Origin of the sequence: Limnohabitans simekii (SeqCode) (genome assembly GCF_965234735.1) — a bacterium.
Lineage (GTDB): Bacteria > Pseudomonadota > Gammaproteobacteria > Burkholderiales > Burkholderiaceae_C > Limnohabitans > Limnohabitans simekii.
On record NZ_OZ248540.1, the window covers coordinates 274,317 to 287,739 of the forward strand.

14 protein-coding genes are annotated in these 13,423 nt (G+C 41.9%); 9 read left to right on the plus strand and 5 right to left on the minus strand.

Going from position 1 to position 13,423, the window contains the following annotated elements:
* Positions 1 to 92: 92 nt before the first annotated feature.
* Genes AC8GFP_RS01400 through AC8GFP_RS01410 form a run of 3 tightly spaced genes read left to right on the plus strand, consistent with a single transcriptional unit; the run spans position 93 to position 2,005 of the window.
* On the plus strand, positions 93 to 452 hold the full coding sequence (locus AC8GFP_RS01400) for a CHAT domain-containing protein (RefSeq protein WP_506609530.1): 360 nt from the start codon (positions 93 to 95) through the stop codon (positions 450 to 452).
* Positions 449 to 1,591: a caspase family protein gene (locus AC8GFP_RS01405; RefSeq protein WP_506609532.1), complete on the plus strand. Its 1,143-nt coding sequence runs from the start codon at positions 449 to 451 to the stop codon at positions 1,589 to 1,591. The genes AC8GFP_RS01400 and AC8GFP_RS01405 overlap by 4 nt, the downstream gene beginning before the upstream one ends.
* Positions 1,592 to 1,603: 12 nt before the next feature.
* Positions 1,604 to 2,005 carry a hypothetical protein gene (locus tag AC8GFP_RS01410; RefSeq protein ID WP_506609533.1) on the plus strand — a complete coding sequence of 134 codons (402 nt, stop codon included), beginning with the start codon at positions 1,604 to 1,606 and terminating at the stop codon, positions 2,003 to 2,005.
* A 78-nt stretch (positions 2,006 to 2,083) separates the two neighbouring features.
* Here the strand turns inward: AC8GFP_RS01410 and AC8GFP_RS01415 are convergent, their stop codons facing one another.
* Genes AC8GFP_RS01415 through AC8GFP_RS01425 form a run of 3 tightly spaced genes read right to left on the minus strand, consistent with a single transcriptional unit; the run spans position 2,084 to position 6,453 of the window.
* A complete protein-coding gene (locus AC8GFP_RS01415; protein WP_506609535.1) occupies positions 2,084 to 5,137 on the minus strand; it encodes a CHAT domain-containing protein in 3,054 nt (1,017 codons plus the stop codon).
* A gap of 60 nt (positions 5,138 to 5,197) precedes the next feature.
* Positions 5,198 to 5,824, minus strand: a complete 627-nt coding sequence (locus AC8GFP_RS01420; protein ID WP_506609537.1) for a hypothetical protein — start codon at positions 5,822 to 5,824, stop codon at positions 5,198 to 5,200.
* Between the two features lie 5 nt (positions 5,825 to 5,829).
* Positions 5,830 to 6,453, minus strand: a complete 624-nt coding sequence (locus tag AC8GFP_RS01425) for an RNA polymerase sigma factor (RefSeq protein ID WP_506609539.1) — start codon at positions 6,451 to 6,453, stop codon at positions 5,830 to 5,832.
* A gap of 212 nt (positions 6,454 to 6,665) precedes the next feature.
* Here AC8GFP_RS01425 and AC8GFP_RS01430 point away from each other — a divergent pair, with 212 nt between their 5' ends.
* From AC8GFP_RS01430 to AC8GFP_RS01455, 6 genes are all read left to right on the plus strand, one after another.
* Positions 6,666 to 7,313, plus strand: a complete 648-nt coding sequence (locus tag AC8GFP_RS01430) for a hypothetical protein (RefSeq protein ID WP_506609540.1) — start codon at positions 6,666 to 6,668, stop codon at positions 7,311 to 7,313.
* Between the two features lie 15 nt (positions 7,314 to 7,328).
* On the plus strand, positions 7,329 to 8,258 hold the full coding sequence (locus AC8GFP_RS01435) for a DUF4407 domain-containing protein (RefSeq protein WP_506609542.1): 930 nt from the start codon (positions 7,329 to 7,331) through the stop codon (positions 8,256 to 8,258).
* Between the two features lie 552 nt (positions 8,259 to 8,810).
* A complete protein-coding gene (locus AC8GFP_RS01440) occupies positions 8,811 to 9,092 on the plus strand; it encodes a hypothetical protein (protein ID WP_506609543.1) in 282 nt (93 codons plus the stop codon).
* A 46-nt stretch (positions 9,093 to 9,138) separates the two neighbouring features.
* A complete protein-coding gene (locus tag AC8GFP_RS01445) occupies positions 9,139 to 9,723 on the plus strand; it encodes a hypothetical protein (protein ID WP_506609545.1) in 585 nt (194 codons plus the stop codon).
* Positions 9,724 to 9,937: 214 nt separating this feature from the next.
* Entirely contained in the window at positions 9,938 to 10,522 is a 585-nt protein-coding gene (locus tag AC8GFP_RS01450; RefSeq protein ID WP_506609547.1) for a hypothetical protein, read from the plus strand.
* Between the two features lies 1 nt (position 10,523).
* The gene (locus AC8GFP_RS01455) at positions 10,524 to 11,030 is read left to right on the plus strand and encodes an HD domain-containing protein (RefSeq protein ID WP_506609549.1); all 507 of its coding nucleotides are present in this window, start codon (positions 10,524 to 10,526) and stop codon (positions 11,028 to 11,030) included.
* Positions 11,031 to 11,049: 19 nt separating this feature from the next.
* Here the strand turns inward: AC8GFP_RS01455 and AC8GFP_RS01460 are convergent, their stop codons facing one another.
* Together AC8GFP_RS01460 and AC8GFP_RS01465 are read right to left on the minus strand one after the other, a co-directional pair.
* A complete protein-coding gene (locus AC8GFP_RS01460) occupies positions 11,050 to 11,430 on the minus strand; it encodes a hypothetical protein (RefSeq protein ID WP_506609550.1) in 381 nt (126 codons plus the stop codon).
* Positions 11,427 to 13,097: a tetratricopeptide repeat protein gene (locus AC8GFP_RS01465; RefSeq protein WP_506609553.1), complete on the minus strand. Its 1,671-nt coding sequence runs from the start codon at positions 13,095 to 13,097 to the stop codon at positions 11,427 to 11,429. The genes AC8GFP_RS01460 and AC8GFP_RS01465 overlap by 4 nt, the downstream gene beginning before the upstream one ends.
* Between the last annotated feature and the right edge of the window lie 326 nt (positions 13,098 to 13,423).

The window sequence follows — 13,423 nt, forward strand, 5'->3', positions numbered from 1 at the left end:
AAAGTCAGGCTTTCACATAAATTGCAGTAGGCTTAGACTCATCAAATCATCAAATCAATAAATCAGATAATTGACTTAAAACCATCCCGCTAATGCAGGTTAGACACATCATTTCAATCACGGTCGCTGCACTATTGTTTTGTAGTGTTGTCGGCGCAAAAGCGTCTACTGATACAGGTTTAGGCGGAGGCCGGGATGAAAAAGGGCAGGAAATTGAAGGTTTCGGTGTAGTTGCTCAAAATCAAGGTGCTAAGTCTGTTTTGGCGACTCTATGGACAGTTGAGGATAAAAGCACATCTCTATTAATGAGTGACATGTATAAAAAAAGACAGAGGATTGGGGTTACGAAGATTCAAGCGTTGTCGGACTCTCAGAACGCACTTCTTGGTCGTAAAGAATACTCACACCCCTTCTTTTGGGCTCCATTTATTTTGATGGGTAATTGGCGATGAAAATTTCAAAAAAAGAAATTACATTTCTTGCAGCCTTTTTTATCCTTGGCGTTTTGGGGTCATGGAAATTCTTTAGCAATCTACAAGCTATTAACAATACGCCTGCAAGGGTTGCACAGAGAACGGTAAATCAAGCCATACAAGATGACCTTTGCTTGCGTATTGAAGGGGACTTGAAGAGGTTCAAAGACTCGCCTGCTACTTTTCAACGTACAAGCTTAAGTGTCATTCAGCTTGAAACAAAGCAGTCTTTGAGGCGTTTACTTGTATCTCGCGGTGTCCCCGAGGACTTCCCTTTGGAGTACGTTGGTGAAGGGTCTGAGGTCAGCAGTTGTCAGTCGGATGCAATAGATTGGTTAAATATCCCATCTGTTGGATCTCAAAGCCTGGATGATGAGTTGGCCTCTATTGGGTTGAAAGGCACAAACTCTTCTAAATCTAATGATATGCCTGCAATCTCAGCAGGTCTCACTAAACGAGTCGCTTTAGTGGTTGGAAATTACGACTATAAAAATAGGCCACTCAAAAATCCAAAAGCTGATGCAGAGGACATGCGTGATTTCTTGCACAGTGCTAACTTTGATGTCGTCTTTTTGGAAAACGGTAACTTAGAAAGTATGGAGAGTAGCGTGGTTCAATTCACAGAAAAGCTTAAGCTAAGTGAAGTTGGCTTGATCTACTACTCTGGACATGGGATCGAGCATAAAGGTCGCAATTATTTGCTTCCTGTTAATTTCAACATTAACCATGAGGACGAAATTCCTCGGCAGGCCCTTGATATCTCAGCAATAGTTGATAGGCTAAGTAAAGCTGAACGCAAGGTAAATATTGTGATCATTGATGCTTGTCGTTCTAGCTTCGTGACTTCAAATCAGCGAGCGTACTCTCAAGGTCTTTACAAGATGGAAGGCGCTCGCGGAACTATCCTTGCATTCTCAACTGCTCCAGGGAAGGTCGCTGAGGATGGAAATGGACGTAACAGTCCCTATACAAAGAATCTCTTGAAATCAATGTCGGTTCCTGGAAGGAAGATCGAGGATGTTTTTAAAGAGACCGCTAGAAATGTTGAGATCGAAACAGTAGGTCGTCAGGTGCCTTGGTACAACAGCAGTTTGCTAGTGGACTTCGCGTTGAAGTAATTGGAGGTGTAAGTGGATATTTTTGACGAATACTTTGAAAAGTTGCCGGGTTGGCTTCGCTGGATCCTCATTCTTCCTGCTTCACTATTGGTTTACGTGCTGGCAAATGTACTTACGAATATTGTGGGTAAGTTACTTGAGTTTTTTAGTCGCGATCCATGGAGCGATAAAGTCTTTACTCATCTAGTGTCCCCTGGCGTAGCTGGATTTTTTGCTATCGCAATCGCGATTGCACTAGCTCCAAGAGCTAAACCAACCGTTGCTTTTCTGATCACTGGTGTTTGGCTGCTCATATATGGAGCCTTAATTACTTTTGCTTTTCTAACTGGTGACTGGAAATCAGCTATTCCTGGATTTGTATCCGCTGGAACTGCTATCTGGGCATATTTCCAATTCAAATCAGAGCAAATTTAAGATTAATTAACGAATACTCAGTATAAAAAATTAAATAAATTATTAAATTTTATCAGTAATATTTTTAAGTTTGTTTATTTACTTCCAATTTCCCATGAGTACGTATGGCGCCCAATAGTATGGATGTGAATACTTAGGCTGAATTAGCATATGTAGCTGTGTTTGGCGTAAAGCTTCAGCTTTATTAAGTTTATTTTCTTTTCTTAAGCGATACAATTCGGTCATAAATTTTGATGTACTTTCATCAGCAACTGACCAAAGAGTTGAAACAACTGCTTTTGCACCTTGCTTTTGTGCTAGTACACCAAAACCATCGATTTCTTTACCCTCAGCATCTTGACCTCCACCTAAACCTGTTTCACAAGCTGACAAAGTTAAAAGATCTAAATTATCGAACCGATATCCTTCTGTTCTTATATCACCAAGACTCAGTTGTGTCCCATCTCCCAGGAGCAGGAATGAATTAACCTCAGTTCCAGGACTGAAACGAAAGTGACTTGCGATATGCATAAGCTGAAAGGGTTTTTTACTTACCTCTTTTAATCGAGCTGCAGTAAATGCATCATCAATATAAATTTCGCCAGGCATTATCCCTTTGCTATCAATTTCATTGGGAGAAGTATTTACGATATTTCGTATTTCTGTCTCTACAGAAGGTAATTCTGAGAAACCTTCTGCGCCTCTAGTACGGCCCAAACCTGCCACAGTCCAGTTTAAAGAAGAATTATCCAATAGCCTATTTGCAACAATTGGGTTGTAAAGCGCTATATTCCAACGGTTTATTGCATATTTTTTTCCATCGTGAAGGGAGCTCATAGGAACATAACGAAGCGCCCCATCCAATGAAAACATTATGGTATCTATACCTGCTTTCTGTAGATCAGCTTCTACAGGAGCAATTAGAAGTTGGTACATTTCCTGTGCTTGAGAAAGTGTGTCCTTTTTTGGGTCGCGTAGTTTAGAAACATAAGAAGAAATTAGAAGATTAAGTTGGCCACGATTAATCTTGGAACTTCGAGCGAGTTGCATACTTGATGTCGTCAATAGTATACCTACTCTCTCATCTGTAACAAAAAACTGCAGAAGTGCCGTTTTATCGCCTAATTTTCGAATTAAAGCTTGAAGAATTTTTGTGTTTTCAAGGCTTGTTTCAGAGATTTTTATTGAATTTTTAATTTTATTTTTTGAGAATTCAGTTCGCAAATCACTCAAATATTTTGCAAATATTTTTTGCGCAACCCTGGCATCAGAATTTAATTCCTGTTCAATTTTCAGTTGATGGTGATTTTTTCTCAAAGAAGTATTTTTTTCAATTTCTCGCTTTTTAGCTCTAAGTGATGCAAGCCTACTAGAAACCTCGCGATAGCGTAGCATCCACTGCTGCTCTATTGGTGAATAATCTGCAATAATTTTTCTGCTATCGTCTAGTTCGTTTCGTCGAATAAACTCAAAATACTCTTCTTCTTTAAGCATTTCTAGAACCTGATGCGCTTCAGATAGTCTACCTAGATCGACTAACTTCAAAGCTAGATTTTGATAAGAATATTTGTATCGCTCTGTATATGAATGTATTTCAGGCTGTCCTATACTCAATAGTCGTTTTCGTGTAGCTTGCAAAGAATTAATATGTTGTTTTAGAAGAAAAATTGAGTATTCTGGATTAGATGAAGTTGCATAGTCTGCAAGATGAGTGTACGTCTCTGCGGTTGTGGGATGATCAGGCCCTAATACAGATTCATAAATTGCGAGAGCTTCAGTAACAAGCTGAAAGCCCTCCTCACGTCGATTTAACTTCAAATAGATACTTGCTAAATTTTTTGCAGCTAAAGCTGTTGAAATATGTTGATAACCAAGTATTTTTCTTTTTATTGAAAGATTTCGTTTGAGTATAGGTGCCGCATCTTCATATTTTTTTAATGCCCAATAAGCACTTCCTAAATTGTTAAGCGCAGAGGCAACTCGTTGATGGTTGTGCCCCAGTTTTTTCTCAAGAATTTCCAGTCCCCGCTTTTGAATTGATAGAGCTTGTTCATATTTTTTTAGTGATAAATTCGTACTTGCCAAGTGGGTTAAAGCAATTCCCGTAAACACATCTTCAGTTCCCAATACTGCTTCATAAATTTCTAGAGCTTGCTGTTGCAGATCTAGTGCCATGCTATATTGCCCAAGTATGTTGCGTGTTGAAGCAAGATTTAGAAGACATCGAGCAGTAGCCTCATGATTAAATCCATAAAGTTTCTCTGTTATCTCTAATACCCGTATTTGAGATGGAATCGCTTCCTCATAAAGACCTAAATCTTGTTGTATAAGTGCCAAATTGTTAACTGTTACAGCGAGATTAAATTCATCAGCATTTTCGTTAAGTTCTCTTATATCCAAGCTTCGTTTGGATAATGTTAGTGCTTTTTCTAATTCACCTAGTTCTATATATGTGGTGGCTAGAGCATCAAGTGCATTTGCTGTCCTTAAGTGATGAGGTCCTAATATTTTTTCTCGAATTTCTAAGCTGCGAATGTGAAGCGGCAAGGCTTTATTGAATTGACCTGAGCGCGAATATGTGCTAGCAAGATTATTCAAAATTGTTGATATTGCAAGATTTTCAGGACCTAATTCATTCACATAGATCGTTAACACTCGTTTGTTTAATGCAATAGCTTTTTTGAAATTCCCAACGTTTTCATACGTCTTTGCAATGAGATTGAGTGCCTCACCTGACTCAACACTGTTAGGACCTGTTGTTTTTGCTAAAAATGCTATCAGACGCTTTCGAATTACTAAAGCTGTTAAATATTCAGATTCCTTCTCCAGAGCTATTGCAAATAACTGTTCTGTGTTAAATTCTGTTTTTGTATTAATTGTCTTGCTGATCTTTATTTTATTTGTTCTATATAGTAAAATGATTGTTTTATAGTCTTCCTGCTCATTAAGTCTTTCTATCAGTGTTGGAGTAGCTATTTGAGTATGTATTTCACTGTTTAGTTCTTCAGATAATGCCGAAAGACATTTGCAAAAAAATAATATTAATATTATTTTTTTTAATTCTGATCTTTTGAGAAAATTATTACAATTAATTCGCATTGAATTTTTTGGTATCAACGTGATATCTAATCTAAATGAAAGTGCGGAGCGCATAAACTGAACTTGCATTTGGTTTATGTTCTTATTTTAATTCCTATTAACGCAAAGTAGTATCTACTTACTTTGAATTTTGGGAGGAGTCACAACTATGGTAATGTAACCGTCGACCACCTTAGGCTCAATTCGTTTATCGGTTAAGTAGGTGATAACTGCATCGGATGATTTAATTTTGAGCAAGGTTTTTCCGTAGCTTTCTTTTTCCTGTGTGAATTCGGCCCTAATAGCAGTCAACCCTGAGACCAGTTCGTGCAGTTTTTCCTCGAATTTTTCATCAATGATGTAGATCACATCGGAATCCCCACGCAAAAGCATGGCTTTATCATTTTTAGGTCCGAAATATGTCACATTAAGTGCAAGGCCGGCAAATAATAATACAGCGATTACTCCAATCTTCTGTACCACAGCAGTGCCTGAATTTATGCTTGTGAGTCCTTTAACGAAACTTATTAAGGGATTTGAGCTATTAACTGATTTGTATTGAAGAAAGCCCTCATTTAGTAGTTTTCTTTTTATTAGTTCTAGCTTTTGAGGATCAAAATTTAGAGCATCATTCTCAATACTTTCTCGGCGTGAAATTAGCACACGTCTAACAGCAGCTGCCTCAATCTGAGATAACGTCTGAGGCTTACCATTGACTTTTCCTGCCAGTGCATCAAGCCATTCTTGGTCTTCGCTTTTCATAGTTTTTATCCAGTTACAAATGCAAGGCAATGTTCGATATATGGCTTAAGCTTAATTTTGCATTGGGATATGTACTGCTTTGTTGCTATAGATGATCTTTCAATCCTTCTAGCAATTGATTCAATACTTTCTCCGTCCATTTGCATCATTAAGACCAATGCTCTATCAGGATGCTCTGCGCAGAAGTCTTCCATTCCCTTTGAAACACAAAAATCAACTTCTAGTTGAATTGTTCGATCTGACTCATCTTGAATTAAGCTCATTTCACCTTTTTTCAGCTCTGATTGGTGAGACTCTGACCAATCTGTGTCACTCAATGATTCTCCAAAGAGATTCAAATCTCTTTGCTTACGTTGCAGATGGTCATTCATTGTGTTTCTAGCGATAGCCCACATCCATGCATTTGCGCTGTTATCGCTAAAACCACCAGATCCACGGAAATCCTTAGCGCCGTTAAAGATCTTCAGGATGGCATCTTGAAGTACATCCTCGCAACTACCAAGAGGAATTCCTTTGTAATAAAAAAATCGCTTGAACTCGGAACCTTTGAATCGATAAAGCTGCTCAAGAGCCAAGCTTTGTTCTCTTGCTGTCGAGCAGATAGCTTTGATGATTTCTTCGTCTTTCATGCATACATTATTTCATGCATGATCGCTTTTTAAGTTTATTCTTACACCGTCATGTGACCTCCTGCAGCCCGCCCTTTTAGGCATATCAAGGGATAGACGGCAGAAGTTAAAAAAAGTCAGGAGATTTGATAAAAACAGATAGAAATCCAAACTATTTGTTGCTAAAGTATTAAAAATTAGCAATTCCTGACCTTTTTCAACTTGTGTCGTCTATGAAATGCACTGTGGATGAAGTGCTCAACCCAATAGGAAAAGATATGAACCTCAAGAAATTAAGATTCTGGAATAACCGAGACCAATTTGAGTCCGTTGTTCAGCCACACGAGAGTCACGAGCAAGCAGCACAAGGGCAAGATGCGCTTAGCAACGTGATCAAGTTACCTTTAGCCAATCCTTTGATTCAGCCTGCAGGTTTGACAGATCAGGATGATGCTTCACAGGTTACTACCCCTAAGCACTTAGGTGTTCTCGATAGCACTGAGATCAAAGAGTTTTTTAAGCAAAACCACTTTGGACTTGGTCGCCATAACGGGTCAGTCTATCGAACACAGAGCTCTCTTGAGCTAGGTAAAAAAAGTATTGTTTCAGAGTTCCAAAACATCTTACATGAGCTTTACGAGCGCAATAAGGTTAAGCACCAGAAGCTTCATCTAAAGTCACTAGAAACTATTGGCTTGTGTGATGTAACAAGCTCAATGCTTGACTATGCAAAAGAAAGCGTCCAAAAAGATATGGTTCTTCTATTTGAACAAATCACACTTGCTGAAAATGGTAAAGGTTGGGTACTTGAGGCTTTGAACTCCTATCAAATCGGTTTTGGTAAGGGTGTCCGTGAAGCAATTGAGTTTGAACATATTTAAGAAAGAGAATTCAAAATGTCAGTATCAAAATACCTTTGCTTTGTAGTGGGTGAGAAATATGAAAAAGTTCAAAAATTTCACCCATCTACGCATAAACGCTTAACTGCATTTGCGCTGGCGATTCATATCCCTGTGCTCTTATGGGCTGTAACTGGTTACGTAATTTCAAGCAGAATTTTTCATATTGAAATCCTAATGTCACTATGCATTGCTTTCTTTTGCGCGATGGCGATTTACCTGGTCGAGCGTATCGTGCTTGCTACTCCTAAGAACTACTTTGTAAACGCTTTACGATTGGTAATTGGCCTTGTGATTGCCGTGCTTGGTGCGTCAACTGTTGACTTGGTCATATTTGATCGAGAAATTGCAGAACAGTTACACATCAACGCTCAGGTAAGAATTCATCAAGACTACAAGAACGCATCAGCCTCTCTTGTTGATACGATGGAGCGTAAAAAAGGAGACTGGCAACGTGCACAAGAGGTTGCAAACTGTGAAGCAAATGGAACGTGTGGCAGCCGTTTGCGCAGTGTTGGACCTGTGTACCGTGAATTAGCTCGTCAAGCTGATATTTTGCGTAAAGATTATTTGCGTGAGCAAGAAAAATACGAGGCTCTTACAGAAAAAATGAATCGGCAAATTGATGAGGCTCGCGAATCTAGTCAAACTGCTTCACAAGCTGGCCTGTTGTCACGAATTAAGGCTTTGCATGACTACACATCAAGCAATACCGCTGCATTTGTAGCATGGGGCTTGTTTCTTAGCCTTGTACTGTTCTTTGAATTGATGGTCGTTATCGCTAAGCTAGTTTTTGGTGAAACAGTTGATGACGAGTTAGATCGTATTCGTGAATCAATCAGCCAAGAAAAGGCTAGGGCATACAAAGAAGCGATTACTTCTCCTGTTTTTAGTGCACGCGAGATGGTTCACTCCTCTTACGCGTGACACTGAGTTAGTCCAGTTATATAGGTTAGTTGGATTTGGCTGGGTATACCCCAGCCTTTCTTTATCCAAAGTAATTAAAAAAAGTCCGAAACTCCCTGACACTTTTCAATGTGTTGTGTCTATATAGCTGAAGGCATTTATATCAAACAAAACGAACACACAAGCCTTCTAGTGTTTGTTTAAATGGAGTAGACAATGAATAGAAGCTTTACAGATCATGCGGCAATACGTCAGCAACAACGTGGAATACCGCCCCTAGTCTCTGATTGGCTTTTAGATTTTGGGGATGAAAAATTTGATGGCCACGGTGGAGTCATCCGTTATTTTTCCAAGAAATGCGTAAGACATCTTGAAAGACATGTTGGTCGACAACCTGTGGCAAGGATGTCTGAATACTTGAGGTGCTATTTGGTACAAAGTTCAGTTGACGGAAAAGTAATAACTATGGGTAAAAGATATGCAAATAAGCATTTTCGTAATAACTAATAAATTTTCAGGCTCATTCAGTGAGCCTGAATCCATCTAGAGTGAGCAAACAATACTAAGGTAAAAATGAAAAATAAAATTCTTCTGGAACAAATCAACACAGCGATGCAGGGCATGGATGCCGAGGCACTTGAGCATTTCGCCAAGCTCATGCCCGATTTCATGAAATGTTTCACGGATGAAAAATTGAGTGCCACTCTCATCATCAAAGAAGCCAAAGAAGAATTTGGCGATGTTCATTCCATCAATGCAAATGAATTTGAAATGAACGACATGATTTTTGGGCTTTGTGAAGTGCTCGGTTTGATTGATTTACAAAAAGCCAAGCCTCCAGCGTATTTGAACTAAATCTATTACATGACACTCAACGCAATAACTTGAAAAACATCTTCCTATGACTAACTTGTTTGAAATCGCGCTTGTTATTTACTTTTTTGTCGGAACCCTTCTAGCAACTATTGGGCCAGCGGGTAAGGACATTACTGTTGAGGTAGATCGGATCAGAGGCTCGTCTTTGTTAGACGCCTATCTTGAGCGAGAGCCGCCGTCTGAATTGAAGCTTTGGATTTTTAAGGCAATCATCACTGCTGGATTTGTTCTGCTTTGGCCAGTGTTTATTTTCGGCATTATGAAAGCGCAGAGGAAAACAAAAGAGGAAGATCAAGCATTTGAAGATAAACGATCGCAAGGTCTTTGGTTTCATTACTTAGGCGGTTACGGCTCTATCACTTGTAAAGATTGCACGAATAGCGAATCCATTACTTCTTTTACGCACGGCAGAGATAGCAGTACAGCAGGGTTTCAATGTCAAGCATGCGGTAGTTTTGCTGCTATCCAATCAGGTGGTCCAGGTAAGGCCACAGAATATAAAAGCAGTTTGATTTGTGAATGTGGTGGTAAGTTCGAGCGAGAGAAAGTTATTTTTTGCCCTGAATGTAGGTCTAAGAATTTGTCATACGACTTGGAATTTATTACATGAAGAATAGCCCCTATGTAGAACTCTCATGACCAGGATCAGTGGCACGCGCGTAATCGAAACCCCGTGTTGCAAGACGCAGTACAGCACTCCTGCATATGGATCTATCAACCTGACTGCTCTTGAGTTCTGGACAGACGGTAGGCGTGTTGGCAGCTTGTTTGGGGGAGATGGAGGGTTGAGGCGCTGTACTTGTGGCCAGTATTTCTTGCTTCACATGTGCGACCACATCCAAACCATTCCTAAAACACCCTACAAACCTCGCGCACCAAAGGGCTGGCAAAAGACCAAGAGCAATTGGTGGAGCCGTTTTTGGGGAAAGCCTACCCTTGGTGATTACCTGCTTAATTACGACATCCGAACCGATGAGGAAGTCCAAGCAGCTGAGGACACTATGCCCCTTCCAACTTCCTACGTGGCAGACGCTGATATGCATGACGTTATTGAAAAGTGCTCAGTAAATCGCGAGATGCAGATCATTGCTCGCAGACGCATGTGGCAATACCTAAACGATCCGTTTCGAGAGGTCTATCGTCAACACAAGGAAGCAAACCCAGATACGTTGCCGCCATATGAAGCCAGCTATGAGCAGAAAGAAAATATGCTGAAGTTGGCTCATTTACTGGAAGACGGCTACGGCCCACCTTGGCTGGAGGTGGCTGAATTATGTAGAGAAGTGGGGGATATGGATGCGGCATCTAAAGCGCTTACCCATGCTGGAAAGTCCGATACGACATTGTCTGGGGTGGTTGGGCAACTGATTACGATGAACTACAGTGGGCCAGCACGATTCAGGTACTGAGATGAGCACATTGGTTTTTGACAGAAAAGGGTTGTTGAAAGCGGTTTTGAAGCAATTCAAAGTTGACCGCCAAGGCGTTCACGGCCCCGGCCATTGGGCTCGAGTTCGTTATCACGCACTCATGATTGGACGGGCAACCGGAGCGGACTTGCTTATTGTTGAATTGTTTGCTTTTTTACACGACAGCAAGCGCTTGAATGAATATGACGATCCTGAGCACGGTAGCAGGGCAGCAAGCTATGCCAAAGAGCTGAACGGAAAATTCTTTCAACTTAGTGAAGAACAAATTGAAAAGCTGTGTCATGCCATGACGTTTCACAGTGATGGCGGCATCCATGCTGACCCTACTATTCAAACTTGCTGGGATGCTGACCGATTGGATTTAGGTCGGGTCGGCAAAAAGCCTAAAGCACAGTACCTGTCCAAGGAGGGAGCTAAGCACATTAACTCAGCATACAGATGGAGCCTTCAGTCTGACCCACATTCGGATGAAGATTTCGGGATTTAGATTGCCGCCTAGCCCTTAACTAAACCTTGGCGAATGATTTCAGCGTTGTAGCCCTGCCAAAACTGATAGCCTGGCCCCCAAAAACACAGCCTCCTAATCGGTATTCCACTTTATTGGGAATAAAGTTTTGGTGGGTATTAGTATCAATAAGTCCAAACTGCATAAATTTGGGTTTTCCTGATTTGATATCTTTTTGGGCAGCATGAATCCCAGCCTCTTGTGTATCTGGATAACCTTCGGTCGAAGTCAATGAAAGAACTTGCTTCTTAACCCCCATACCTGTCCATTCACGAGGCAAGTTCGGATTCATACTTGCTACATACAACAACATCAACAAACCAATACTGAAAATCACAATCCTTTGGCGCTGCTTGATTCTGCGCTGTACGTCTATCGTCATTCGCTTTCTCCTGTGCGCAGTTTCACCAACCAATCAGGTTTTTGTGGGCAGTGCTCGTCAAGCCACTCTTTGGCTTCATCGTCGTTTAGGCTTGCTGCAGTGGCCATCAGGCGCTGTGCTTCAGCCATATCTTTAGCAACCCCTTTGCCTTCTGCATAAAGCAAACCGAGTTCGCGAAGGGCACGAGGGTCGTTGTCGTCTGCCGCTTTACGGAACCACTTTGCAGCTTCGGTGGGGTTTTCTTCCACGCCATCCCCATAAACCAACATCAGGCCAAGGTATACATGGGCATCGCTACTGCCCAGTCTGGCGGCTTGGCGCAGCCATTTGACTGCAGCACCTTTGTTTTTTTCGATGCCTTCACCCAGGAGGAAAGCTCTGCCTACTTTGAAAGTCGATGAGGGATCGTTCTTTTCAGCAGCTTGCAAAAAACAGTCCAAGGCAACTTTCAAGTCCTTGGTAACGCCATGACCGCCAGCGTAGGTTAGACCTAGCAGGTAAGTGCCCCAGGTGTCGCCTTGCAGGCTAGCAAGTTGAAATAGCTCGTGGGCTTTGGTTTCGTCTTCTGGCACACCTCTGCCCATGAAGTACAAGTAACCCATGGCCGCTTGGCAATCAGCACTTCCCAATGCAATACCTTTTTCATACCAACTGACAGCCTCAGGCGTATTCTGTGGCGTTCCTTTGCCGCGTAAATGAGCTTCACCAACGTTGTAGATGGCGTATTTGTGGTCTTGTTGAGCAGCTGCAGTCAGCCACTCCACGCCAAGCGCTTGCTCTTCGGGGGACTGCCCCTTCCAAAGCTGATGAAAGCCTAAGGTGCTTTGGGCATATACATCGCCCAGCATGGCAGAGTGCATCAGCAGACGTTTGCCTTCTTCAGCGGTTTCTGGGGACTGGTTCAACAGTTCCCGACCCAACGCACCCAAGCATTTGGCATTGCCGTACTTAGCACCAAGGCGAAACCATTCATATGCGGTTTCACGATCTGCATCAAAGCCATCTTTGCCATACAAAAACATCAGTCCAAGGTACAAGCTTGCAGCTGACTCTCCTGCAGTGGCCGCGCGTTTGATCCAATCTATGTGCGACTCACGCTCTTCCTTGGTTTGAGCGACTCCCATTAAGTGGTAGCCATAGCAATACATGCTAAAGGGGTCGCCGCTGTTGGCTGCAGTTTGAAGGTGCAAGTCGTGGTTTTGTGGTTCGTGGTCTGCCAGGTAGCAGTAGGCGGGTAAATAGCCTTGATCTATGGCTTCATGCAAAAGGGTAATAGCTGCAGGCACATCGCTTCTGGCCTTTATCTTGGCTAAATGCGTGGTGCAGCGGCCATCGCCCAAAAGCCTGCCCTGTACATACCAATACAACTCATCACGTTCAATCCACTGTGTTTTGTAGCCCAAGCGATGCCAGCGTCCTAAGTGATACATGGCAATGGTATTGCCTGCTTCAGCTTGCTTGACAAGTGAATGGCTAACCCCAATCATGAGTGATGCTTGGCAGTTGTTGCCCCAGTAGTATTGGGCAGCATCCAAGGCTAGCTCATGTCGGCCATCGCGGTTTTGGGCATGATGTACATAGTGCAACAAGTCATGTGCATTCTCGCTACAGGCAAGTATGGACCATATGTGTTCGTCTAAGCTTTGTTCGTTGAGTACTTCTTCCATTAATGCTCCTGGGTATGTGGAGCCAGCTTAGAGCTTGGGAGGGTCAAGAGATGAGCCTGTTAGAAATTAGAAATTAAATCAAGGAAAAATTCTATGAGGCAGAAAGCTTTTTGACATATTCACTTGAGATATTTCCTGTTTTCATAACTGGGCTGCTGCCGGTTTCAAAGACACTTTGTTAAGGTGTTAAATGAAACTGGAGGCTGTTTACGGATACGAGAACGAAATTCAGCCGGGAGTTCAAGCTCGTGGCGGTGAAGATGGTCAAGGACCGGGGTGTTGCGTTGGTACTTGACGATGCGCTAGGGTCGACTGATGAAAGCCGC